Origin of the sequence: Streptomyces sp. CGMCC 4.7035, from assembly GCF_031583065.1 — a bacterium.
GTDB lineage: Bacteria > Actinomycetota > Actinomycetes > Streptomycetales > Streptomycetaceae > Streptomyces > Streptomyces yaanensis.
Genome location: NZ_CP134053.1, coordinates 2,448,989 through 2,473,657, shown reverse-complemented (window position 1 = coordinate 2,473,657; position 24,669 = coordinate 2,448,989). Strand labels below are relative to the sequence as shown.

The 24,669-nt window shown below is 71.2% G+C and carries 17 protein-coding genes; 7 read left to right on the top strand and 10 right to left on the bottom strand.

Annotation, left to right across the window (positions count from 1 at the left end; translation table 11 throughout):
- Window positions 1–43 precede the first annotated feature (43 nt).
- Window positions 44–3,319: a GH92 family glycosyl hydrolase gene (locus tag Q2K21_RS10330; RefSeq protein ID WP_310769180.1), complete on the bottom strand. Its 3,276-nt coding sequence runs from the start codon at window positions 3,317–3,319 to the stop codon at window positions 44–46.
- A gap of 771 nt (window positions 3,320–4,090) precedes the next feature.
- On the opposite strand from Q2K21_RS10330, the gene Q2K21_RS10325 reads away from it, so the two are divergent.
- Both Q2K21_RS10325 and Q2K21_RS10320 read left to right on the top strand, forming a co-directional pair.
- Window positions 4,091–4,456, top strand: coding sequence for a hypothetical protein (locus tag Q2K21_RS10325; protein ID WP_310769178.1), 366 nt, complete (start codon window positions 4,091–4,093; stop codon window positions 4,454–4,456).
- A 151-nt stretch (window positions 4,457–4,607) separates the two neighbouring features.
- Complete coding sequence (locus tag Q2K21_RS10320; protein ID WP_310769176.1) at window positions 4,608–7,382, top strand: SpoIIE family protein phosphatase; 2,775 nt, start codon at window positions 4,608–4,610, stop codon at window positions 7,380–7,382.
- Between the two features lie 195 nt (window positions 7,383–7,577).
- On the opposite strand, the gene Q2K21_RS10315 is transcribed toward Q2K21_RS10320, so the two are convergent.
- From Q2K21_RS10315 to acnA, 4 genes are all read right to left on the bottom strand, one after another.
- Window positions 7,578–8,264: a protein-L-isoaspartate(D-aspartate) O-methyltransferase gene (locus Q2K21_RS10315; protein WP_310769174.1), complete on the bottom strand. Its 687-nt coding sequence runs from the start codon at window positions 8,262–8,264 to the stop codon at window positions 7,578–7,580.
- A gap of 103 nt (window positions 8,265–8,367) precedes the next feature.
- Window positions 8,368–9,939, bottom strand: coding sequence for a sensor histidine kinase (locus tag Q2K21_RS10310; protein ID WP_310769172.1), 1,572 nt, complete (start codon window positions 9,937–9,939; stop codon window positions 8,368–8,370).
- Window positions 9,936–10,661, bottom strand: a complete 726-nt coding sequence (locus Q2K21_RS10305; protein ID WP_310769170.1) for a response regulator transcription factor — start codon at window positions 10,659–10,661, stop codon at window positions 9,936–9,938. Before Q2K21_RS10305 ends, Q2K21_RS10310 begins: the two co-directional genes overlap by 4 nt.
- Window positions 10,662–10,830: 169 nt before the next feature.
- Window positions 10,831–13,548 carry an aconitate hydratase AcnA gene (gene acnA, locus Q2K21_RS10300; RefSeq protein WP_310769168.1) on the bottom strand — a complete coding sequence of 906 codons (2,718 nt, stop codon included), beginning with the start codon at window positions 13,546–13,548 and terminating at the stop codon, window positions 10,831–10,833.
- A 371-nt stretch (window positions 13,549–13,919) separates the two neighbouring features.
- On the opposite strand from acnA, the gene Q2K21_RS10295 reads away from it, so the two are divergent.
- Together Q2K21_RS10295 and Q2K21_RS10290 are read left to right on the top strand one after the other, a co-directional pair.
- Window positions 13,920–14,663 carry a class I SAM-dependent methyltransferase gene (locus Q2K21_RS10295; protein WP_310769166.1) on the top strand — a complete coding sequence of 248 codons (744 nt, stop codon included), beginning with the start codon at window positions 13,920–13,922 and terminating at the stop codon, window positions 14,661–14,663.
- A gap of 97 nt (window positions 14,664–14,760) precedes the next feature.
- Entirely contained in the window at window positions 14,761–16,290 is a 1,530-nt protein-coding gene (locus Q2K21_RS10290; protein ID WP_310769163.1) for a helix-turn-helix domain-containing protein, read from the top strand.
- A gap of 57 nt (window positions 16,291–16,347) precedes the next feature.
- On the opposite strand, the gene Q2K21_RS10285 is transcribed toward Q2K21_RS10290, so the two are convergent.
- Window positions 16,348–16,770, bottom strand: coding sequence for a DUF6299 family protein (locus Q2K21_RS10285; protein ID WP_310769161.1), 423 nt, complete (start codon window positions 16,768–16,770; stop codon window positions 16,348–16,350).
- Between the two features lie 230 nt (window positions 16,771–17,000).
- Between Q2K21_RS10285 and Q2K21_RS10280 the strand changes: the two genes are divergently transcribed.
- The gene (locus Q2K21_RS10280) at window positions 17,001–17,195 is read left to right on the top strand and encodes a DUF5999 family protein (protein WP_310769159.1); all 195 of its coding nucleotides are present in this window, start codon (window positions 17,001–17,003) and stop codon (window positions 17,193–17,195) included.
- An 11-nt stretch (window positions 17,196–17,206) separates the two neighbouring features.
- Here Q2K21_RS10280 and Q2K21_RS10275 read toward each other — a convergent pair whose 3' ends face one another.
- The 3 genes from Q2K21_RS10275 to Q2K21_RS10265 form a co-directional block, all read right to left on the bottom strand.
- Window positions 17,207–18,031 (bottom strand): alpha/beta fold hydrolase, encoded by an 825-nt coding sequence (locus tag Q2K21_RS10275; RefSeq protein WP_310769157.1) that lies wholly within the window; start codon window positions 18,029–18,031, stop codon window positions 17,207–17,209.
- A gap of 63 nt (window positions 18,032–18,094) precedes the next feature.
- Window positions 18,095–18,493, bottom strand: a complete 399-nt coding sequence (locus Q2K21_RS10270) for a RidA family protein (protein WP_310769155.1) — start codon at window positions 18,491–18,493, stop codon at window positions 18,095–18,097.
- Window positions 18,490–19,629: an acyl-CoA dehydrogenase family protein gene (locus Q2K21_RS10265; protein WP_310769153.1), complete on the bottom strand. Its 1,140-nt coding sequence runs from the start codon at window positions 19,627–19,629 to the stop codon at window positions 18,490–18,492. The genes Q2K21_RS10270 and Q2K21_RS10265 overlap by 4 nt, the downstream gene beginning before the upstream one ends.
- 155 nt (window positions 19,630–19,784) lie before the next feature.
- Here Q2K21_RS10265 and Q2K21_RS10260 point away from each other — a divergent pair, with 155 nt between their 5' ends.
- Complete coding sequence (locus Q2K21_RS10260; protein ID WP_310769151.1) at window positions 19,785–21,530, top strand: AMP-binding protein; 1,746 nt, start codon at window positions 19,785–19,787, stop codon at window positions 21,528–21,530.
- 15 nt (window positions 21,531–21,545) lie between these two features.
- Window positions 21,546–22,358, top strand: coding sequence for a PaaX family transcriptional regulator (locus Q2K21_RS10255; protein WP_310769149.1), 813 nt, complete (start codon window positions 21,546–21,548; stop codon window positions 22,356–22,358).
- 18 nt (window positions 22,359–22,376) lie between these two features.
- On the opposite strand, the gene Q2K21_RS10250 is transcribed toward Q2K21_RS10255, so the two are convergent.
- Window positions 22,377–24,668 (bottom strand): bifunctional salicylyl-CoA 5-hydroxylase/oxidoreductase, encoded by a 2,292-nt coding sequence (locus Q2K21_RS10250; protein ID WP_310769147.1) that lies wholly within the window; start codon window positions 24,666–24,668, stop codon window positions 22,377–22,379.
- Between the last annotated feature and the right edge of the window lies 1 nt (window position 24,669).

The following is a 24,669-nucleotide window of genomic DNA, read 5'->3' as shown; positions in this document are numbered from 1 at the left end:
CGGAGATCACTCCGCGCCCGCCCTGTTGTCGTACGGCCCGCGCTCAGCCCACCGCGAGGCTGAACACGTGCAGGTCCGTGTTCTCCGGCAGCTTCACGCTCTTGATGGTCTTGCCGGACGGCGCCTCGAACGGCTTCGTGGCGAAGACGTAGCTCGTCACCGGGTCCTTGTCCGCGCCCGCGACATTGCGGTACGCCGACTTGGCGACCACCTCGTTGCCGTACTGGACCGTGCCGGAGCCGCCGCCGACCGTCCAGTCGGTGAAGGAGAGGTCGACCGTGTCCGTCGAGCCGTCGGTGTAGGTCACCGTCGCCTTCGTCTGCTGGTTGCCGTTGACCGCGCTGCCGATGAAGCTCAGCTTCGAGGCCGGGTCGGTCAGTTCGATGGTCTGTCCCGTTGCCGAGGCGTTGTCCGGGCGGGCCGACGGGGAGCTCGGCCAGGTGAAGGAGAGGCCGAGGACCGTGCCCTGCTTGCCCGCCGTCAGGCCGGCGTCGGCCAGGGCCTGGCGCGAGTAGCTCCAGCCGCCGCCGTCGTAGTCGGCCTCGTCGTGGTCACCGACGTCGTCCGAGATGCCCGTGTTGTTGTACGCCGCCAGGAGCGTGCCGGGGGCGGCCAGCGTGAGCGCCACGGGCTGTGCGTACGAGGTGTCGCCCGAGGTCACGGTGACCTTGACGTCGTAGAAGCCCTGCCGGGCCGTCTTGTCGGCGGTCAGGGTGATCTCCTGGGCGCCGTCCTTCACCGTCCCCTCGGCGGGACTCGCGGTCACCCCGTCCGGCGTCTCGACCGTGAACCGCACCTCGGGGCCCGTGCCGCCGCTCAGTGCCAGGGCGCGGATGCCGACCTCGGTGCTGTCACCGGGCGCGAGCGTCGCCGCGGTCGGGCCGACGCCGATCTGGTACGGCTGCTCGCCCTGCCGGAAGGACGGCGGCGCGTCGGCGGGGTCGGTGCCCCAGGTGCGGTTGGGGGTCCCGGACAGGGCGTAGTCGAGGCGGCCGCCGTCGCGGACGAAGGACGCCGGAAGCCAAGGACGGTCACTCGTACGGCCGTTGACCCTCAGGGACTGGATGTACGGCGTGCCCGCCGAGGCTCCCGTCGCCCGGATCTCGATGGCGTGGGCGCCCGGTCGGTCGATGTGCACCCTGGGGAACAGCGGGGAGGCCAGCACGAGTTCGGCCCGTGACGGCACCTGGGGGTACATGCCGAGCGCCGAGAAGACGTACCAGGAGGACATCGCGCCGAGGTCGTCGTTGCCGGGGATGCCCTCGGGCTTCGTCGACCAGAGCCCGGTCATCGCCGCCCGTACCGTCTCCTGCGCCTTGTAGGGCGCGCCCGCGTAGTCGTACAGATACGGGACGTTGATCGACGGCTCGTTGTCCAGCTCCGACTTGTCGCCGCCGCTGCCGGTGAAGGCCCAGCTGCCGTCGGCGTTGTGGAAGAAGGCGTCGAGGCGGGTCAGTGCCTTGTCCCTGCCGCCCATCGCGGCGAACAGACCGGCCGGGTTGTGCGGCACCATCCAGGTGTACTGGGCCGCCGTCCCCTCCACGAAGCCGTTTCCGGTGGCCGGGGTGAAGCCGGTGACCCAGCTGCCGTCCGCCTTGCGGTTGGCGAGGTAGCCGCCGCTCGGGTCGGCGGCGAGGTTGAAGTTGTTCTGCCACCACTGGGCGCGGCGCGCGAAGGCCGCCGCCGTGTCCTTCTCGCCTGCCGCCGTGGCCAGTTGGGAGAGCGCGAAGTCGGCCGTCGACATCTCCAGCGTCTCGGCCGCGCCGCCCCACGCGTTGGAGACGGACGGCATGTAGTGGTGCTCCAGGTACTTGTCCAGGGACGGGCGTTGCCCCACCGACAACACCGGCTTGCCCGCCGCCGACAGGTCCTGCTCCGTCGGGACCGTCGCCGCCTTCACCAGCGAGTCCAGGGCGCCGCGCAGGTCGAAGTCCGTGCCGCCGAAGGCGCGTATGCCTGCCAGCGCGGTCGGTGACGGGTCGCCGTTCATGACGTGGGTGCCGCTCGCGCCGTGCAGCCAGCGGTCCCAGACTCCCCCGTTCTGGCGGGCCAGTTCGTACAGGGACTGGGCCACGTCGGAGCCGGTGTCCGGATTCAGCAGGGTCAGCAGCTGCACCTGGTCGCGGTAGACGTCCCAGCCGGAGAAGGTCCCGTACTGGGCCTCATGACCGCGGGCCACCCGGTGCACCCGGTCGTCGCTGCCGCGGTAACGACCGTCGGCGTCACTGATGATGTTCGGGTGCAGGAGGGCGTGGTAGAGCGCGGTGTAGAAGGTGGCGCGGTCCTCGTCGGTGCCGCCGCCGACCCGGATCGCGCCCAGCCGGTCGCGCCAGGCACGGTGGGCCGCCTCCCGTACGGAGTCGAAGGACCGACCGTCGGGGTTCTCGGCCGTCAGATTGGCCTCCGCGCCCGCCTGGCTGACGTACGAGATGCCGACCTTGACGTTCACGGGACCGGTGCCCGGCGCGAACTCGACGTATCCGCCCGCCCCCTTGCCCGCGACGGGCCTGCCGCCGTGCGAGAAGCCGCCCGTGCCACCGCTCGCGCGGGTCGACCCCGGGCTCAGCTTGTCGTCCTGCCAGGTGCCGGTGGCCGTGAAGTCGCGGTCGAATCGGGCCGTGAAGTAGAGGGTGTAGTAGCTGCGCTGTCCCTCCGGGTCGAGGTAGCCGCAGAAGTTGCCGGACGTCACCGAGCCGGAAACCGTCCGGGTCGCCGGGTCGATCGTGATCGACGAATCCGTCGACCCCACCTCGGAGTTGGACGTGCGGAACAGCAAGGAGGCCGGTTTGTCGGCGGGGAAGCCGAAGCGGCCCGAGCCCGTGCGTGCGGTCGCCGTCAGGTCGGCCGTGACGCCGGAGGACAGGCCCACCTTGTAATGGCCGGGATCCGCGGTCTCGTCGGCGTGCGTGAAGCCGGCGGCGTACACCGCGTCCTTGGTGTCGCTCGCCGGCGAGGAGGTGACCTCACCGGCGTACGGGAAGAACGGGATGTCACCGCTGCCGCCCGCGCACCCGGTGCCGGACATGTGGGTGAGGCTGAAGCCGCGGATACGGGTGGCGTCGTACTGGTAGCCGCCGGGCGCGGCCGTTCTTGTCGCGTCGCCCCGGGTGTTCTCGGGACTCCAGGAGAGCATGCCGAACGGGACGACGGCGCCCGGGAAGACATTGCCGCCGTTCCTTGTGCCGATGAGCGGGTCGACGTACGCGGTGGGGTCACGGACCAGGTCGGGAGGTGGTGCAGTGCCCGCGGCGAGCGCGGGGGTCGCGCCGCCGACCGCCAGGGCGGCGGCGAGCAGCAGGGACATCGGACGGAAACGCATGACGCGGCCCCTCCTCCTTGGGACGGGTCGCGCACCACAGGTCGCACAAGCCGCAGGGACAGTAACCTGCGCCACCAGTACCGCGGAAGACCGCCTCGCGGGCGGAAGAGTTGGTTCCGGCATGTCAGCCTTCCGGGCGAACACCCTTGACATCGTTGTCCATTCGGGGAGTACAGTCATGTACAGACCATCCAGACAACGTTGTCGCGTCCCACCGGTAGCACACAAGCCACTTTTCACCCGGTCCGCCCTTCTCCCCCCGGGCCGGGCCGGCTCGCGGACCGGGTGGCACGCACAGCGGCCACCCGGTCCGCCCGGAGAGTCTCGACGCACCCGACAGGCAAGGCTGCTGAAGGGTCGTCACACGATCACCCGGACGACCCCGCCCCGGCACCTCCCGGCCGGGCAGGCCCGGCATTCTCCGCGCACCGCAGGCCGGCTTCAGCGCAGCTCGGCCCGCGGGTTCACGACCCTCGTTCGCGAAGCCCGCGCGCGGACGACCCCCGTGGACGACCCCCGTGGACGAACGCCCCTGTAGACGCCTGACGCACTCCTCGCCCCCCGGTCGCCACCGCGGCGCTCCCCGCAGATCACTTCACCCTGCGACTCCTCCCGGGCGTGAGCGCCGGGGCCCATCGCAGAACCCCGCCGAAGTCACGGAATGTCACCCGTGGGAGCGGTATTGGCCGCCCTCACGGGCGCGAGGGGCAACCCGAGTGCTCTCGTGGTCATCTACCTGTACGAACGCAACGACCGGGGAGAGGGCGGGTTGTGCACGGTTCCGGTGCGGACGGTGACCGCGAGAAGGGCACCGCCGGTTCCTGGTGGGCGGCCGCGGTGGCGAACCTCCTGATCGGGCTCGTCGCGATAGTCCCGGGCCTGTGCGTCAGATGGCTGCTGACCCGGTACGCGCTGGTCCACTGCGCCGCCGGGCCGGTCTGCTCCAAGGAGCCGCCGGACCACGCGGTCGGCATGACGCTCGGCGCGGTGCTGGGCGGAGCGTTCGTCCTCGGAATGGTGCTCGTGGTGGACGTCCTCATGCCGTGGCAGGAGGGCAGGCCGCTGAACCTGTGGCTCGGCATGACGGCCCTGGTCCCCGCGCCGTTCGCGATCGCTCAGGCCGCGGGGTGGATCTAGTGCACGTGTCGGCCTCGACGTGTGGCTCCTGGTACTGAGCGGACCATTGAGGTCCCACGGACAAACGGGGCTGGTGTGACAGATGAGACAGGAGTCATCACTTTCAGGCCGAGCCATGGCCACCCGGCGTCTCCAGTGCTAGAAATGCCACATGCCGGAACGTTTCGGCCGGTTTAGGCACATATCCCGGTTCAGACACAAATCGTTGCGATCAGTGGTGGGCAGGAGCCCGCGAAGCGTCGCCGGGCAGGTCTTGATCCTGCAGGTGGCACTGGTGGTGCTGCTCGTGGCCTGCGCCGTCTTCGCCCTCGTCGTTCAGTCGCACCGGGACAACGGCGCAGAGGCCAAGCGGCGCTCCATCGCGGTGGCCCAGACCTTCGCGCACTCTCCGGGCGTCCTGGCGGCGCTGCAGAGCCCCGACCCGTCGAAAGTGCTTCAGCCGCTCACCGAGGCCGCGCGCAAGTCCGCGCATGTCGACTTCATCGTGGTCATGGACACCAAGGGCATCCGCTACACCCATCCCCTCCCGGAGCGGATCGGGAAGCGGTTCGTGGGCACGATCGGGCCGTCACTGGAGGGCAAGGTCTACACCGAAAGCGTCCACGGCCCGCTCGGCCTCGAGGTACAGGCCACCGTTCCCGTCAAGGACACCCACGGCAAGGTGGTGGCCCTCGTCTCGGCCGGGCTGAAGGTCAAGAACGTGACCAGCCAGGTGAACCGGCAACTACCGATCATCCTGGCCGCCGGGGGCGGTGCCCTCGTGGTGGCCACCGGTGGCACCGCCCTGGTGGGCAGGCGGCTGCGACGGCAGACGCACAACCTGGCCCCGGACGAGATGACCCGCATGTACGAGCACCATGACGCGGTGCTGCACTCCGTGCGCGAGGGAGTGCTCATCGTGGGTGACAACGGGCGGTTGCTGCTTGCGAATGACGAGGCCGTACAGCTCCTGGCGCTGCCGCCGGACGTCGAGGGGCGGTATGTGTCACAGCTGTCGGACCTCGCCCCGGAGACGGTGGCGCTGCTCGTCTCCGGGCGCGAGGCCACCGACGAGGTGCACCTCGCCGGAGAGCGGCTGCTGGTGGTCAACCAGCGGCCCACTGACCGTGCGGGAGGTCCCAGGGGAACGGTGGTGACCCTGCGCGACTCCACCGAGCTGCGGGAGGTGTCCGGCAGGGCGGAGGTCGCGCGTGAGCGGCTCAAGCTGCTGTACGACGCCGGACTGGGCGTCGGCACCACCCTCGACGTGGTCCGCACCGCCGACGAGCTGGCCCGGGTCGCCGTCCCCCGCTTCGCCGACTTCGTCACCGTGGACCTGGCCGACGGCGTGCTGCACGGCGGGGAGCCGGGTGCGTCGGCGAAGAACATGCGGCGCATCGCCGTGTGCGGCATCCGGGACGACCATCCGCTCTACGAGAAGGGCCGGCTGATCGACTTCCTGCCTTCCACGCCTCAGGCGCGCGGCTACGACTCCGGCCGCTCCGAGCTGGTGACCGACCTCTCGACCGCCGCGGGCTGGCGCGCGCAGGACCCGGAGCGAACCACGCAGATCCTGGACTATGGCATCCACTCGCTGATCAGCGCCCCGATCCGGGCCCGCGGTGTCGTCCTGGGCATGGCTAACTTCTGGCGCTGCAAGAAGCACGCCACCTTCGACGAGGAGGAGCTGTCGCTGGCGGATGAGCTGGTGGCCCGTGCCGCGGTCAGCATCGACAACGCCCGCCAGTACGCCCGCGAGCACGCCGTGGCGGTCACCCTCCAGCGCAGTCTGCTGCCGCGGGCCGTGCCCGAGCAGAGCGCCCTCGATGTCGGCTTCCGCTATCTCCCCGCCCAGTCGGGCGTGAGCGGAGACTGGTTCGACGTGATTCCGCTGCCGGGAAGCCGGGTGGCGCTGGTCGTCGGTGACGTGGTCGGCCACGGCCTCCACGCCGCCGCGACGATGGGCCGACTGCGGACCGCGGTGCACAACTTCTCCACGCTCGACCTGCCGCCCGACGAGCTGCTGAGCCATCTGGACGATCTGGTCGGCCGCATCGACCAGGACGAGGCGAGCACGGAGACCGCCGCGGGCATCGTGGGCGCCACCTGCCTGTATGCGATCTACGATCCTGTGACGCGTCACTGCGCCATGGCGCGCGCCGGTCACCTGGCGCCCGCGCTGGTCCACCCCGACGGAAGCGTCACCTTCGCCGACCTGCCGACCGGGCCGCCGCTCGGCCTCGGCGGGCTGCCGTTCCAGACGGCCGAGCTGGACCTCGCGGAGGGCACCCAGCTCGTCCTCTACACCGACGGCCTCATCGAGGACCACACGCGCGACCTGGACGTGGGAATGGAACTGCTGCGCGATGCGCTGGCGGGCCATCCCGACCGGCCGCCGGAGGAGAGCTGCCAGGCCGTGCTGGCCGAGCTGCTGCCCGGGCGGCCCAAGGACGACGTGGCCCTGCTCATCGCCCGCACCCACCGGCTGCCGCCCGACCGGATCGCCGACTGGGACGTGCCGCTCGACCCGGCCGCCGTCGCAGGGGTGCGCGTCACCGTGTCCGACAAGCTCGACGAGTGGGGCCTGTCCGAACTAGGCTTCTGCATGGAACTCGTCCTGAGCGAGCTGGTCACCAACGCCATCCGCTACGCCTCCGAGCCGATCCATGTAAGGCTGATCCACGATCGCACGCTGATCTGCGAGGTGGCCGACGGCAGCAGCACCTCCCCGCATCTGCGGTACGCCGCGACGACCGACGAGGGAGGCCGGGGCCTGTTCCTGGTCTCCCAGATGACCGAGCGCTGGGGCACTCGGTACACCCCGCAGGGCAAGGTGATCTGGGCCGAGCAGGCACTGCCGGAGACCACGGAGCCCGTCCCGACGCCGACCGAGGCGGACACGGCCCTTCCGGGCGGAGGGGCAGCCTGGCCGGACACCTCGGCGTGACCGGACCGCCGCAGCGAGAGGTCGAGCACTACCCGTGGGCCCGGACGGGCGGCCGGAGCTGGAACCCAAACCGTGGGGCAGGTCGACCTCACCCAAACCTGCAGCAGACCCCGGCGGCTTCGGGAAGCGGTCGTCGTGGAGTTCGGCCGACGCCCGTCGGCCGGGCGCGTGTCGATGGCGAGGAACCTCGCCTTGTCATCCTCGTCCGGGATCGCCGAGCGGTGCCTCCGGCGGGCATCCGTAGGTGCCGTACAGCCGGACGAACCGGGCCGATATGACGGACCTGACGTGTACGAGCCCGTGCTCCGACCGCTGGTACAGCTCGACCTCCTCCGCCCCGCCCGGCCCGATCGGCTGGACCAGGCGGCCGCCGACGTGCAGTTGCGCGACCAGCGGCGGCGCCACGTCGGGGAAGGCGGCACAGACGATGACGGCGTCGAAGGGGGCCCGGCCGGGCAGGCCCAAGGTGCCGTCGCCGACGACGACCTCGACGTTCTCGACCCCCTGCGCGGCAAGGTTGTCCCGCGCCTGCCGGGCCAGATCCGGCCACCGCTCGACGCTGCAGACGTGGGCCGCGAGACGGGCGAGGAGAGCGGTCTGCCAGCCGAGGCCGGTGCCGACCTCCAGGACGCGTTCACCGCCGGTCAGCGCGAGTGCGTCGACCATGACGGCCACGAGCGAGGGCTGTGTCGTCACCTGTCCGTGGGCGAGGGGAACCGGCGTGTCCAAGCAGGCCGAGGCGAGGCCGGCGGCCGGCACGAACCGGGTGCGCGGCGTGTCATGCAGGGCCCGCAGCAGGCGCTCGTCCCGCACCCCCACGGCACGGGCGGCCCTGACCAGGTCATCAGTGCCGGAGCCGGGGCCCGGGCCGGAACGAGGCATGCTGTCCACCTCCGGTGCAGGCGTGCGCCGCTCACCTCAAGCAGAGCAAAATCCGCGGCCGATTGCCACGACGGGACGGGTGCCCGGCCGGCCCTGAAGGGATTCAAACGTGGCTGCCGAGGGGCGGCGAGACCGGTCCCGAGGCCGCGGACATCCTGGCCGAGAGCGGTTCCCGGACGGTGCCCGGCACCCCCGCCGCCGGGAGTTCGATGGTGAACTCCGTACGGCCCGGGACGCTCTCCCCGTGGATGCGGCCGCCGTACGCCGTCGTGATCGCGGCGGCGATCGCGAGGCCCAGGCCCGAACCGCCCTCCATGCCGGGGATACGGGAGCGGGAGGTGTCGCCGCGGGTGAAGCGTTCGAACACCGTGGGCAGCAGCGCGGGCGAGATGCCGGGGCCGTCGTCCCGTACGCGGACGACGCACCGCTCGTCCGTGGCCTCGACCGAGGCGACGACGGTGGTGCCGAGGGGCGTGTGGACGCGGGCATTGGCCAGCAGGTTGGCCACCACCTGGTGCAGCCGTGCCTCGTCGCCGACGACCAGTGCGGGGGCGTCGACGTGCAGCGCGAGCTGCCAGTCGTGGCCGCCGCCCGCGGCCCGCGCGTCCCAGACCGCCTCGGCGACCAGGGCCGCGAGGTCCACCTCCGCGGCGTGCAGGGGGCGACCCTCGTCGAGCCGGGCGAGCAGCAGGAGGTCCTCGACCAGTCCCGTCATACGCGCCGACTCGGCGGTCACCCGGCGCCAGGCCAGCTCCGGCTCGATCCGGTCGGTGCCGCGGTTCATGAGCTCCGCGTAACCGGCGATGGAGGCGAGCGGTGTGCGCAGCTCATGGCTGGCGTCGGCGAGGAAGCGGCGCATGCGTTCCTCGCTGCGGCGCACCTGTTCCTCGCTGCGCCGGCGTTCGGCGAGCGAGGACTCGACGTGGTCGATCATGCGGTTGAGGGCGGCGCCGACCTGGCCGGCCTCGCTCCCGGGGTCGGTGTCGCGTTCGGGCACGCGGGTGAGGCCGGTGACCTCGCCACGGCCCAGCGGCGAGCGGGAGACCTCGACGGCGGTGGCGGCGACCCGGCCGAGCGGGCGCAGCTGACGCCGGATGACCACCGCGCAGAGGCAGCCCGCGACGGCGAGTCCGACGGCCGCCGCGACGGCCTCGACCACGACCAGGCCGCCGATCACAGTCTGGACGTCGTCCATCGGGAGCCCGGTGAGGACACGCACCCCGCTGGTGCCGCCGACCGCTGTGACCCGGTAGGTGCCGAGTCCGGGCACGGTCCGGGTGTGCATCGAGCCGTCGGGCCTGATGCCGGCGAGCGCGGCGCGCTGGGCCGCGGTGAGGGCCTGCGGCGCGGCGTCCCGGGCCACGACCTCGGCGGTGGTGATGGTCCCGCTCCGGTCGAACCGCGCGGCGAGCGTGCCGGCGGGCTGCCCGCGCTCGTAGAGGAAACCCAGGTCGGTGTCGCTGTCCGGATGGAGGGCCGCCCCGCCCTGGCTGCGTTGCGCGGCGTCGCTGACGCGCTGGTCGAGATTGCCGAGCAGATAGGCGCGTTGGGCGTAGACGGTGGTGAGTGCCATGGCCGTGCACACCACGACGAGGGTGGCGCCGATGAAGAGCAGGAGCCGGGTGCGCAGCGAACGCCCGCCGAGCCGGTTCCCGGTCCGGATCCGGCCCTTCATCTCGCCTCCTGAGCGGGTCGGATCGTGTACCCCGTCCCGCGCACGGTGTGGATCATCGGCGCGTGCCCCTTGTCGATCTTCCGGCGGAGCCCGGAGATGTAGACCTCGACCAGGTTGCCACCGCCGTCGAAGCCTGTGCTCCACACGCGGTCGAGGATCTGGGCCTTGCTGAGCACCTGCCGTGGATGGCTCATCAGCAGATCCAGCAGGTCGAACTCCTTCGCGGTGAGCCGGACCGGCGTGGACCCGCGGTGCACCTCGCGGGTCTCCACGGTCAGCACGAGGTCACCGAGGACCCGTACGGAGTCGTCGGCCCGCGTCTTCTCGGCGCCTGCCCGGCGCAGCAGCCCACGCAGCCGCAGCACGACCTCCTCCAACGAGAAGGGCTTGGTCACGTAGTCGTCGGCCCCGGACCCCAGCCCGTCGAGGCGGTGCTCCAGGGCGTCGCGGGCGGTGAGCATGAGCACGGGCAGCTTCGGACACTCGTACCGCAGCCTGCGCAGTACCTGGAGTCCGTCGATGTCGGGCAGCATCCCGTCGAGGACGACGGCGTGCGGGGCGCAGGCGCGCGCGATCCGCAACGCGGACTCCCCGTCGGCCGCGGGGTAGGGCCGCCAGCCGGCCTCGGTGACGGCCACGGACATCAGCTCGGTGAGTGCGGGCTCGTCATCGACGATCAGCACTCGGACGCGGCCGCTTCGGGATCCAGGGGCGCCATTCATGTATCGATCCTGTCCCGGCCCGCTGAGGAAACCCTGTGTCCGGGCTGAGCACTGGCGATGTCCCGACATGAGCGGCGGATCCGGCACGAAGGGCAAAAGGCCGGGCGCACACGGCGGAGGGCCGCATCCCCGCGCGGGGATGCGGCCCTCGACTGCCGTGCCGGACCGCTTACTTGCGGATGAGGCTGCGCAGCACGTACTGCATGATGCCGCCGTTGCGGTAGTAGTCGGCCTCACCGGGGGTGTCGATGCGGACGACCGCGTCGAACTCGACGCCCGTGTCGGTGGTGACCTTGACCGTGCGCGGCGTGGTGCCGTTGTTGAGCTCCTCGACGCCCGCGAAGGAGAAGGTCTCCTCGCCGGTCAGGCCGAGGGACTCGGCCGAGGCGCCCTCCGGGAACTGGAGCGGCAGGACGCCCATGCCGATGAGGTTCGAGCGGTGGATGCGCTCGTACGACTCGGCGATGACGGCCTTGACGCCGAGCAGCGCGGTGCCCTTGGCGGCCCAGTCGCGGGACGAGCCGGAGCCGTACTCCTTGCCGGCCAGGACGACCAGCGGGATGCCCTGCTCGATGTAGTTGCGGGAGGCGTCGTAGATGAACGACACCGGACCGTCGGCCTGGGTGAAGTCGCGGGTGTAGCCGCCTTCCGTACCCGGCGCGATCTGGTTGCGCAGGCGGATGTTGGCGAACGTGCCGCGGATCATGACCTCGTGGTTGCCGCGGCGCGAGCCGTAGCTGTTGAAGTCACGACGCTCCACACCGTGCTCGGTGAGGTACTTGCCGGCCGGGGTGTCGGCCTTGATCGCACCGGCCGGGGAGATGTGGTCGGTGGTGACCGAGTCGCCCAGCTTGGCCAGGACGCGGGCGCCGGAGATGTCGGAGACCGGCTCCGGCTCCATGCCCATGCCCTCGAAGTACGGGGGCTTGCGGACGTAGGTCGACTCGGCGTCCCACTCGAAGGTGTTGCCGGTCGGGACCGGGAGGGACTGCCACTGGGCGTCGCCCGCGAAGACGTCCTGGTAGGACTTGTTGAACATGTCCTCGCCGATGGCGTTGGCGACGACGTCGTTGACCTCGGCCTCGGAGGGCCAGATGTCCTTCAGGAAGACCGGGTTGCCGTCCTGGTCGGTGCCCAGGGCGTCGCGCGTGATGTCCACCTTCATGGAGCCCGCGAGGGCGTACGCGACGACCAGCGGCGGGGAGGCCAGGTAGTTCATCTTGACGTCGGGGTTGATACGGCCCTCGAAGTTCCGGTTGCCGGAGAGGACCGAGGTGACCGCGAGGTCGTGGTCGTTGACGGCCTTGGAGACCTCCTCCGGCAGCGGGCCGGAGTTGCCGATGCAGGTGGTGCAGCCGTAACCGACGAGGTTGAAGCCGACCTTGTCGAGGTACGGGGTCAGACCGGCCTTGTCGAAGTAGTCCGTCACGACCTTCGAGCCCGGGGCGAGGGTGGTCTTGACCCACGGCTTGCGGGTCAGGCCCTTCTCGACCGCCTTCTTGGCCACCAGGGCGGCGGCGACCATGACGTACGGGTTCGAGGTGTTGGTGCAGGAGGTGATGGCCGCGACCGTCACCGCACCGTGGTCGAGCGTGTAGCTGGTGCCGTCGGGGGCGGTGACCTGGACCGGGTTGGACGGCGTGCCGTTGGGGTGGATGGCCGGGGCGTCGGAGGCCGGGAAGGACTCGACACCCGCCTCGTCCACGGTGTCCACGTAGTTGCGGACGTCCTGCTTGAACTGCTCGGCGGCGTTGGCGAGGACGATACGGTCCTGCGGGCGCTTCGGGCCGGCGATCGACGGGACGACCGTCGACAGGTCGAGCTCCAGCTTCTCGGAGAAGTCGGGCTCGGCCTTCGGGTCCAGCCAGAGACCCTGCTCCTTGGCGTACGCCTCGACGAGCGCGACCTGCTGGCCGGAGCGGCCGGTCAGGCGCAGGTAGTTCAGGGTCTCGTCGTCGATCGGGAAGATCGCGGCGGTGGAGCCGAACTCCGGCGACATGTTGCCGATGGTGGCGCGGTTGGCGAGCGAGGTGGCGGCGACGCCCTCGCCGTAGAACTCGACGAACTTGCCGACGACACCGTGCTTGCGCAGCATCTCGGTGATGGTCAGCACCAGGTCGGTGGCGGTGGTGCCGGTGGGCAGCTCGCCGGTGAGCTTGAAGCCGACGACGCGCGGGATGAGCATGGAGACCGGCTGGCCGAGCATCGCGGCCTCGGCCTCGATGCCGCCGACGCCCCAGCCGAGGACGCCGAGGCCGTTGACCATGGTGGTGTGCGAGTCGGTGCCGACGAGGGTGTCGGGGTAGGCCTGGCCGCCTCGGACCATGACCGTACGGGCCAGGTGCTCGATGTTCACCTGGTGGACGATGCCGGTGCCCGGCGGGACGACCTTGAACTCGTCGAAGGCGGTCTGGCCCCAGCGCAGGAACTGGTAGCGCTCCTTGTTGCGGCCGTACTCCAGCTCGACGTTCTGCTTGAAGGCGTCGTTCGTGCCGAACTTGTCGGCGATGACGGAGTGGTCGATGACCAGCTCGGCCGGGGCCAGCGGGTTGATCTTCGCCGGGTCGCCGCCGAGCTCCTTGACGGCCTCGCGCATGGTGGCGAGGTCCACGACACAGGGCACGCCGGTGAAGTCCTGCATGATCACGCGGGCCGGCGTGAACTGGATCTCCTGCGACGGCTGGGCCTGGGAGTCCCAGTTGCCGAGGGCGCGAATGTGGTCGGCGGTGATGTTCGCGCCGTCCTCGGTGCGGAGCAGGTTCTCCAGCAGGACCTTGAGGCTGTACGGCAGGCGGGCCGAGCCCTCCACCTTGTCCAGCCGGAAGATCTCGTACGACTCGTCGCCCACCTGCAGCGTGCTGCGGGCGTCGAAGCTGTTCGCCGACACGACAGTCTCCTTCATTGATGTGCGCGTACTCACCACGATCCTGCCGCCACGGCATCTGGGCCGATCCGCTAAGGTAAGGCTAAGTTAGGTAACCCTTACCAGGGTGGCGGCTGCGGTGCTCCTCGGCAGATATCTCGATGTCGAGATAACTCTAGTACATGGGGGCTGGATGGTCATGCCCAGCCTCGCGCTGTCGACCGGACTGCATCGCCCGCAGGATGGCCTGGGAGTGCACGGGCGTGGTACGCGACTCGGCAACAGTGCGGCCCTGAGAGATCGACCGCCGCGCCGGACACTTCTTCACATTTCTTCTCCCCGCGCCTTGCGCACAGGCAAGCCGGGGCCCCTGTCCGCCGAACATACTGGCCGACATGGCCACCTATGACACGCTCGGCGCGACCTATGCCCGGACACGACAGGCCGATCCGCGGATCGCCGCGCAGATCCACGCCGCGCTCGGGAACGCCACAGACGTGATCAACGTCGGAGCCGGCACCGGATCGTACGAACCGCCGCGGACAGTCCTCGCGGTCGACCCCAGCCAGGTCATGCTCGCCCAGCGCCCGCCCGGATCCGCGCCCGCCGTGCAGGCGGTCGCGGAACACCTCCCGCTGCGGGACAACGCCGCCGACGCCGTCATGGCGCTGCTGACCGTCCACCACTGGCCCGACGTGGCGGCCGGAATCAGGGAACTGCGCCGAGTGGCCCGCCGCGGCATCGTCATCCTGACGTGGGATCAGCGCATCTTCCGCGAACGGTTCTGGCTGGTACGGGAGTATCTCCCGGAGGCAGCCGCGTTCGACGACACCCGCGCCATCCCGACCGACCGGCTGGTCGACATGCTCGGCGGGGCGCGCCTGGAACCGGTCCTGGTCCCCCACGACTGCACGGACGGATTCGGCGCCGCGTACTGGCGCCGCCCCCACGCCTATCTCGACCCGCGGGTACGCGCGGGCATCTCCCTGTTCGCCCAGACCGGCGAGGACGTCATCACGCCTGGCCTGACCCGCCTCGCAGACGACCTGACGACCGGCCGCTGGCAGGCCCGTCACCCCGAGCTGCTCACGCTCGAAACCATCGACGTCGGTTACCGGCTCCTGGTGACCGACCTCTGATCCACGCACATGACCCGAAAACGGTCACACGACGGCTCATCACCCGAACGGACCCCCCAAAGAGGTGCCATCTCATATCTGAGATAACCTCAGCCTCATGGCAGACGATTACCTCGTACGCATCGGCAAGCTCATCCGTGACGCCCGGCAGCACCGTGGCTGGACTCAGGCCCAGCTCGCCGAGGCCCTGGGCACAAGTCAGAGCGCTGTCAACCGCATCGAGCGCGGCAATCAAAACCTCAGCCTTGAGATGATCGCCCGAATCGGTGAAGCCCTGGACAGCGAGATCGTCTCCCTGGGCTATGCGGGTCCCATGCATCTGCGGGTGGTCGGCGGACGTCGGCTCTCCGGCGCCATCGACGTCAAGACGAGCAAGAACGCCTGTGTGGCCCTCCTGTGCGCCTCGCTGCTCAACAAGGGGCGCACGGTCCTGCGCCGGGTCGCCCGCATCGAGGAGGTGTTCCGCCTTCTGGAGGTACTCGGGTCGATCGGCGTGCGGACCCGTTGGATCAACGACGGGCAGGATCTGGAGATCGTGCCGCCCGCCGACCTCGACCTGAACACCATCGACGCGGCGGCCGCCCGCCGTACACGCTCCATCATCATGTTCCTCGGTCCGCTGCTGCACCGCTTGGACCACTTCAAGCTGCCCTACGCGGGCGGTTGCGACCTCGGAACGCGCACCGTCGAACCGCACATGATCGCGCTGCGCCGGTTCGGGCTCGACGTCACCGCCACCGAGGGGTACTACCACGCCGTGGTGGACCGGTCCGTCTCCCCCGGCCGGCCGATCGTGCTGACCGAGCGCGGCGACACCGTGACCGAGAACGCGCTGCTCGCCGCCGCCCGCCACGACGGCGTCACGGTCATCCGCAACGCGTCCTCCAACTACATGGTCCAGGACCTCTGCTTCTTCCTGGAGTCGCTCGGCGTCCGGATCGAGGGCGTCGGCACCACCACCCTCACCGTGCACGGCGTGCCGAACATCGACGTCGACGTGGACTACTTCCCCTCCGAGGACCCGGTGGAGGCGATGAGCCTGCTGGCCGCCGCGGTGGTCACCGAGTCGGAGCTGACGGTGCGCCGGGTGCCGATCGAGTTCCTGGAGATCGAGCTCGCGGTGCTGGAGGAGATGGGCCTCGATCACGACCGCTCCCCCGAATACTGCGCGTTCAACGGCCGTACGCGGCTGGTGGACCTGACCGTGCGGCCCTCCAAGCTGGAGGCGCCGATCGACAAGATCCACCCCATGCCGTTCCCCGGACTGAACATCGACAACGTCCCGTTCTTCGCGGCCATCGCGGCCTCCGCGCAGGGCAAGACGCTGATCCACGACTGGGTGTACGACAACCGCGCGATCTATCTGACCGACCTCAACCGCCTCGGCGGCCGCCTCCAGTTGCTCGACCCCCACCGGGTGCTGGTCGAGGGCCCGACCCGCTGGCGCGCCGCCGAGATGATGTGCCCGCCCGCGCTGCGGCCCGCCGTGGTCGTACTGCTGGCGATGATGGCCGCCGAGGGCACGTCCGTGCTGCGCAACGTGTACGTCATCAACCGGGGCTACGAGGACCTGGCCGAGCGGCTCAACTCGGTCGGGGCGCAGATCGAGACGTTCCGGAACATCTGACCGGCGGGAAACGTCCGGTCCGCGTACGCGGGAACGCGGCCGTCGGGCCGCCGGGCGTCAGCCCGCGGTCAGGGTGACGTCCTGCTGCCGGACCGCGTGGAAGCCGGGCAGCGGCAGGCCGGTGCCGTTCAGCTCCATCAACGTGGCCGCCACGTGCGCCCGGCCCCGCGTGTAGGCGCCCGGACGGGTCTCCGAGTTGGTCCAGCGGTGCACGGCGCCGTCGCAGACCGCCACGGTGCCGCCGACGCCGTGGTGAATACGAGGGTCTCCCTGGGCGACCGAGGACGACACGAAGACGGGACCGCTGCTGCCCAGGCAGCGGTAGGTCCCGGAGAGGGTGATCGTGCCGTCTGCCGCGAGGCGTCCGGTCGGGTCGACGGTCACCTCCTCGGAGGAGTCGGCGAGGGCGCCCGCGGCGGGAGCGGCGGACAGCAGCAGAGCGGCGCCGGCAAGCGCGCCGAAGACCTGGCGCACAGACATGGGAGTACCTCCTGGAATGGGGGTTTCCAGGGGTACCGGGAGGCCGTGCCGGGGGGTGTGATCGTCACCCCTTCGGTGGCGAGTCCGCACCGACCGTCTTCGGTGTGTCCGGGAGTTGTCCGCATGGTGTCACGCTTTCCGGCGGGCGGTTCCGATGAGCCCGCGGCCGGAGCATGGTCTTACTCAACGAGGCGACAACCCGGCCGCCCATCCCTCCTCGGAGGTGCGCCATGTGTTTCCAGCAGCCCACGTGCCCGTCGACCGACGCCACCGCCCCGCACGTCGTCGCCGCCCACCCCGAGCAGGGGTGGAACCTGCTCTGCAACGGCGCGATCGTCTTCGACGACACCGGCGAACTGCTCCCCGACGGCAGCGTGGTCGCTCCGCACCGGGTGCCGATGGGGCAGCTGGCCATGGCGGCCTGACACACCCTCCCTCACGTCGTGGCGATGAACTCCCGCAGTACGGCGGCCAGTCGCTCCGGCTGGTCCTCGGCGATCAGTGTTCGGGAGTCCTCGATCTCCACCAGCCGCCCCTTCGGGAGCAGTTCGGACAGCCTTCGGCCGTGTTCGCGCGGCATCATCAGGTCCTCGGCCGCCCAGACGACCAGCGCGGGCCTGTCGAAGTCCTTCAGTCCCCGGGCCGCCTCGACGAGTTCGTCCTTGCGGACGTGTGTGTTGTAGGCCCGGAAGTCCCGCCGGATCAGCGGGTCCGTCCGCAGAGGGCGCAGCCAGCCGTCGACGATCTCGTCCGGCACCGGGCGCTTGGTCAGGGCGCCGAACCCGACGGGCAGTCGGCGCAGCGGCTTCAGGCCCAGCGTGCGCACCAGAAGCGGGATCGCCCCGGGCAGCCGGCAGGCCACGGCGATCATCTTCCCGGGCAGGCCCGGCGGGTAGTTGTCGAACGCCTCGCACGAGATCAGCGCCAGCCGCGCCAGCCGCTCGGGATGCCGGACCGCCACCGTCTGGGCCCGCCCGCAGTCGCTCTCGACCAGCGTGACATCGCGCAGTTCCAGGCGGTCGAGGAATTCCGCGATCAGGTCGATGACGACGTCCGGTGAGAGCGGCACGGTCATGGGCCTGCGGTGGGCGCCGTACGGCAGGGTCGGGGCGATCACCCGGTGGTCGGCGCGCAAATCGGCGGTGACCTTGCGCCAGACCGTGTTGTCGTGGACCAGGCCGTGGAGGAGGACCACGACCGGGCCGTCGCCGCCCGTGTCGTCGTACGCGACGGGGCCTGCGGTGAGCACGATCTCGGGCATGCGGAAGCTCCCCTCGACACCCCCCGAGGCCATGACAAGGTTACGGCGAGGGGGTGGGCACGGCTACGGCAGCACGGCGAAGCCGTCCAGTTCGACGAGGGCCTCCTCGTCCCAGAGGCGGGTGGTGCCGACCACGGCCATCGCGGGGTAGTCGCGGCCCGCCAGCCTCCGCCAGATGCGGCCGAGTTCGGGGGCGTGGGCGCGGTAGTCGGCCACGTCGGTGGCGTAGACGGTGACGCGGGCGAGGGCGGCGGGAGTTCCGCCGGCGGAGCGCAGCGCGGTGAGCAGGTTGGTGAGCGCCTGCTCGAACTGTTCGGGAAGGGTCTCGCCGACCACCTTCCCGTCCGTGTCCAGGGCGGTCTGGCCCGCCAGGAAGACCACATGGCTGCCGGTGGCGACGACGGCATGGGAGAAGCCCGTCGGCGGGGAGAGGTCGGGCGGGTTGATCCGCTCGGTGGTCACTGGGCGGCCTCCACGGTGGCGTACAACTCCTTGGCGATGATGCCGCGTTGGACCTCGCTCGCGCCCTCGTAGATCCGGGGCGCGCGCACCTCGCGGTAGAGGTGTTCGAGGAGGTGGCCGCGGCGCAGGGCGCGGGCGCCGTGCAGTTGGACGGCCGCGTCGACGACGTACTGCGCCGTCTCGGTGGCGAGCAGCTTCGCCATGGCGGCGCGTTTCGGGACGTCGCCGGCGCCTTCGTCGTACGCCGTCGCCGCCGCGTAAACCATGAGGCGGGCCGCCTCGGTGCGCAGGGCCATCTCGGCGATCCGGTGGGAGACGGCCTGAAGGTCCTTCAGCCTGCCGCCGAAGGCGTCCCGTCCGGCGGTGTGGACGAGCGTCGCGTCGAGGGCCGCCTGCGCCATCCCGACGGCGAAGGCGCCGACGCTGGGGCGGAAGAGGTTCAGGGTGCCCATGGCGACGCGGAAGCCGTGGTCGGGTTCGCCGAGGACGTCGTCCGCGGTGACGGGCACGGCGTCGAAGGTCAGGGCCCCGATGGGGTGCGGCGAGAGCATGTCGAGCGGGGTGCCGGTCAGGCCGGGGCGGTCGGCGGGTACGAGGAAGGCGGTCACGCCACGGGCGCCGGCACCGGGGGTGGTGCGCGCGAAGACGGTGTAGAAGTCGGCCTCGGGGGCGTTCGAGATCCAGCACTTCTCACCGGTGAGGCGCCAGCCGCCGGACGGACGGTCGGGATCGGGATCGGCCGTGAGTGACAGCGCCGCCGCGTCCGACCCCGCCCCCGGCTCGCTCAGGGCGAAGGCCGCCACCGTCGTGCCCGCGCGGACGCCGGGGAGCCAGCGGGTGCGCTGGGCCTGGGAGCCATACGCGTGCACGGGATGTGCGCCCAGTCCCTGCAACGCGAGTGCCGTCTCCGCCTCCGTGCAGGCGTGGGCCAGGGACTCCCGCATCAGGCACAGGTCCAACGCGCCGGACGTGAACAGACGGTCGATCAGTCCGAGTCGACCGAGTTCGGCGACGAGTGCGCGGTTGACGCGGCGCGGCTCGCCCTTCTCCGCGAGCGGGCGCAGGCGGTCCGCGGCCACCGCACGCAGTTCCGCGCGCCAGGTGATTTGTTCCGGATCGAGCGAGAATGCGGTCATTGCCGGTCCCCTCTCCCTGACGGCGCACCGGGGCTGCGCGGTTCTGCGTCGGCCCGCGAAGGCCGCTCACCCGACCGTATCGCGGAGTGTTGACTGTCGTCACCAACCCGATACGCTCGATGCGCGAGCCCACCACGACGAGGGGGCGAACCGTCATGGAACAGAGCGACGTCACAAGCGCCACGGACACCGAGAGCGCCACGGGCACCGGAAGCGCCACAGACACGGAAAGCGCCACAGACACCGGCAGCGCCACAGACACGGAAAGCGGCGCCGCCGCGGCGGGCCCCGCCCCCACGGCCCACCACGACACCTTCGCCCGCGACCACCTCCCGCCCCCCGCACAGTGGCCGCGCCTCCGCTTCGATCTGCCCGAGCTGCGTTACCCCGCACGGCTGAACGCCGCCGCCGAACTGCTCGGGCACACCGCCCCCGAGCGCCCCGCCTTCCGTACGGCGGACGGCGACGTGTGGACGTACGGACAGCTCCGCGCCCGCGTCGACCGGATCGCGCACGCGCTCACCTCCCGCCTGGGCGTCGTCCCCGGCAACCGCGTCCTGCTGCGCGGCCCCACCACCCCCTGGCTGGCCGCCTGCTGGCTCGCGGTTCTCAAGGCGGGCGCTGTCGCCGTCACCGTGCTCGCCCAGCAGCGCCCGCACGAGCTGCGCACGATGTGCGAGATCGCCCGGGTCGGCCACGCCCTGTGCGACGCGCGCGCGGTCGACGACCTGGCGAAAGCCGACGTCCCCGGGCTGCGCATCACTGCCTACGGCGGCGACTCCCCCGACGACCTGCTGCGCCTGCCGGCACCCGAGGAGCCGTACACGCCGGTGGACACGGCGGCCGACGACGTGGCGCTGATCGCCTTCACCTCGGGCACCACGGGTCGCCCGAAGGGCTGTATGCACTTCCACCGCGATGTGCTCGCCATCGCGGACACCTTCTCCAAGCATGTGCTCCGGCCCCACCCCGACGACGTCTTCGCGGGCAGTCCCCCACTCGGTTTCACGTTCGGACTGGGCGGGCTGGTCGTCTTCCCGCTGCGGGCCGGAGCCAGCGCCCTGCTGCTCGAACAGGCGGGCCCCCGCCAGCTGTTGCCCGCCATCGCCGAGCACCGCGTTTCCGTGCTGTTCACCGCGCCGACCGCGTACCGGGCGATGCTCGACGAGTTGGACGGGCACGACACCACGTCGCTGCGGCGCTGTGTGTCGGCCGGTGAGAACCTGCCCGCCGCGACCTGGCGGGCCTGGCACGAGCGCACCGGCCTGCGGGTCATCAACGGGATCGGCGCCACCGAACTGCTGCACATCTTCATCTCGGCCGCGGACGACCGGATCCGCCCGGGAACCACGGGGGTTCCGGTGCCGGGGTGGCACGCGCGCGTGCAGGACGCCGACGGCACGCCCCTGCCCGACGGCGAGCCCGGACTGCTCGCGGTGCGCGGCCCGGTCGGCTGCCGCTATCTCGCCGACCCTCGGCAGCGGGAGTACGTCCAGGGCGGCTGGAACATCACCGGCGACACCTACGTCCGCGAACCCGATGGCTACTTCCGCTATGTCGCGCGTGCCGACGACATGATCATCTCGGCCGGGTACAACATCGCCGGGCCCGAGGTCGAGGACGCCCTGCTGCGCCATCCCGACGTGGTGGAGACGGCGGTCGTCGGGCGGCCGGACGAGGCGCGCGGACAGATAGTGGTGGCGTACGCGGTCCTCCGAGCCGGCGCGCGCCGCGATCCGGAGGCGCTGCGGGCGTTCCTGACGTCCGAGTTGGCGCCGTACAAGTGCCCGCGCGAGTTCGTCTTCCTGGACGCGCTGCCCCGCACGGCGACGGGCAAACTCCAGCGCTTCCGGCTGCGCACGGACGCCGACACCGCGCCCGCTCTTGGTGATCATGAATGACGCGGACGATCTAAAGTGATCAACGTGTCCGATCAGCACGCTCCCCGCTCCCTCATCGTCACGTTCTACGGCGCATACGGCCGCTTCACCCCCGGCCCGGTTCCGGTGGCCGAACTGATCCGGCTGCTCGCCGCGGTCGGTGTGGACGCGCCCTCCGTGCGGTCGTCGGTCTCCCGGCTGAAGCGGCGCGGACTGCTGGTCCCCGCCCCCACCGCGACAGGAGCGGCCGGGTACGCGCTGTCGCCGGACGCCCGGCAGATGCTCGACGACGGCGACCGGCGCGTGTACGCGACCACGCCCCCCGGTGACGAGGGCTGGGTGCTCGCGGTGTTCTCGGTGCCGGAGTCGGAGCGGCAGAAGCGGCACCTGCTGCGCTCCCGGCTCGCCGGTCTCGGCTTCGGCACGGCGGCCCCCGGGGTGTGGATCGCTCCCGCACGCCTGTACGAGGAGACCCGCCACACCCTGCAACGGCTCCACCTGGACCCGTACGTGGACTTCTTCCGCGGTGAGCACCTCGGTTTCGCGCCGACCGCTCAGGCGGTGGCGCGCTGGTGGGACCTGGCCGCGATCGCCAAGGAGCACGAGGCGTTCCTCGACCGCCACGCGCGCGTGCTGCACGACTGGGAGTCCCGCGAGGACACCCCGCCCGAGGACGCGTACCGCGACTATCTGCTCGCCCTGGACTCCTGGCGTCATCTGCCCTACGTCGACCCCGGGCTGCCCGCCGAACTGCTCCCGCAGGACTGGCCGGGTGCCCGCTCGGCCGCCGTCTTCCGGGCGCTGCACGAGCGGCTGCGGGACGCGGGGGCGGCCTTCGCGGGGGTGTGATCCCCCGCGGAGAGAGCCTCAACTTCCCAAGGTGAGTCGCGGTTTCGGGGCATCCGTACGGCCCGTCTGCGGGCGCCTGCTGCCGGCCCGGTAGGGCGCCGGCCACACCGCGCCCGGGCCGCTGTACCCCTGCTCGGCCGCCGCGTGCAGCGTCCAGTGCGGGTCGTACAGATGCGGCCGGGCGAGGGCGCACAGGTCCGTGCGCCCGGCCAGGATCAGCGAGTTGACGTCGTCCCAGGAGGAGATCGCGCCCACGGCGATCACCGGGACGCCCGTCGCGTGGCGGATCCGGTCGGCGTACGGCGTCTGGTAGGAGCGCCCGTACGCCGGCCGCTCCTCGGCCACCACCTGCCCGGTCGACACGTCGATCGCGTCGGCGCCGTGCGCGGCGAAGGCGCGGGCGATCTCGACGGCCTCCTCGGCCGTGGTGCCGCCCTCGGCCCAGTCGGTCGCGGAGATCCGTACGGTCATGGGCCGCTCCTCGGGCCACACCGACCGCATGGCGTCGAAGACCTCCAGCGGGAAGCGGAGCCGTTTGGCGAGGGTGCCGCCGTATGCGTCCGTGCGGTGGTTGGTGAGCGGTGAGAGGAAGCCGGAGAGCAGATAGCCGTGGGCACAGTGGAGTTCGAGGAGGTCGAAGCCGGCGCGGGCGGCCCGCCAGGCGGCCGACGTGAACTGTTCGCGGATGTCGGTGAGCTGGGCGCGGGACAGCTCGCGGGGCAGTCGGCTCCCCGGCTTGTACGGGATCGGGGAGGCGGCCACGAGCGGCCAGTTGCCCTCCTCCAGCGGCTCGTCCATGCCCTCCCACATCAGTTTGGTGGAGCCCTTGCGGCCGCTGTGCCCGAGCTGCACGCCGATCGCCGTGCCCGGCGCCTGGGCGCGTACGAAGCCGACGATGCGCCGCCATGCCTCGGCCTGCCGCCCGGTGTAGAGCCCGGCGCAGCCCGGGGTGATGCGGCCCTCGGCGCTCACGCACACCATCTCGGTCATCACCAGAGCGGCCCCGCCGAGCGCCCGTGCGCCCAGGTGGACGAGGTGGAAGTCGCCCGGGACGCCGTCCACCGCGGAGTACATGTCCATCGGTGAGACCACGACCCGGTTGCGCAGGGTCAGGCCGCGCAGCCGGAAGGGGGTGAACATCGGGGGTGTGCCGGGCGGGCAGCCGAACTCCCTCTCCACGGCCTCGGTGAAGTGCGCGTCGCGCAGCCGCAGATTGTCGTGGGTGACGCGGCGGCTGCGGGTGAGCAGGTTGAACGCGAACTGCCGGGCGGGCTGGCGCAGGTAGAGCGCGAGGTTCTCGAACCACTCCAGGCTGGCGCGGGCCGCGCGCTGGGTGGAGGCGACGACCGGGCGCCGCTCCTCCTCGTAGGCGCCCAGGGCGTCCCGCAGCGCGGTGTGCTCCTCCAGACACGCGACGAGGGCCAGCGCGTCCTCCACCGCCAGCTTCGTACCGGAGCCGATCGAGAAGTGCGCGGTGTGCGCGGCGTCGCCGAGAAGGACCAGGTTGCCGTGCGACCAGTGCTCGCTCACGACCGTGCGGAAGGTGGTCCAGGTGGAGTTGTTGGAACGCAGGGGCCGGCCGCCGAGCGCGTCCGCGAAGATCTTGGCGCAGCGCTCGATGGTCTCGGCGGTCTCCAGCTCGTCGAATCCGGCGGCCCGCCACACCTCCTCGCGCATCTCGACGATCACCGTGGAGGCGTCGGCCGCATACGGATAGCCGTGCAGCTGCATCACGCCGTGCTCGGTCTCGGCGATCTCGAAACGGAACGCGTCGAAGGCGAAGTCGGCGGCGAGCCAGATGTAACGGCAGCGGTGCTCCTCGACCGTGGGCCGGAACGCCTCGGCGTACGCCTCGCGGGTGGCGCTGTGCACCCCGTCGGCGGCGATCACCAGGTCGTAGGTCTCCGAGAGCCGGGCCGGATACGGGGCCTCGGTGCGGAAGCGCAGTTCGACGCCGAGCGAGCGGCAGCGCTCGTGCAGGATCTCCAGGAGCCTTCGCCTGCCGAGCGCGGCGAAGCCGTGGCCGCCGGAGGTGTGGCGCTCGCCCCGGTGCACGATGTCGATGTCGTCCCAGCGGACGAACTCCGCCTTCAGCGCCTCGTACACGACCGGGTCGGCGTGCTCGATGCCGCCGAGGGTCTCGTCGGAGAGGACGACGCCGAAGCCGAAGGTGTCGTCGGGGGCGTTGCGCTCCCAGACGGTGACCTCGCGGGCCGGGTCCAGGCGCTTGAGCAGGGCGGCTGCGTACAGCCCGCCGGGTCCGCCGCCGATGACGGCGACGCGCAGCGGCCGGCCCTCGGTGCCCCTCATG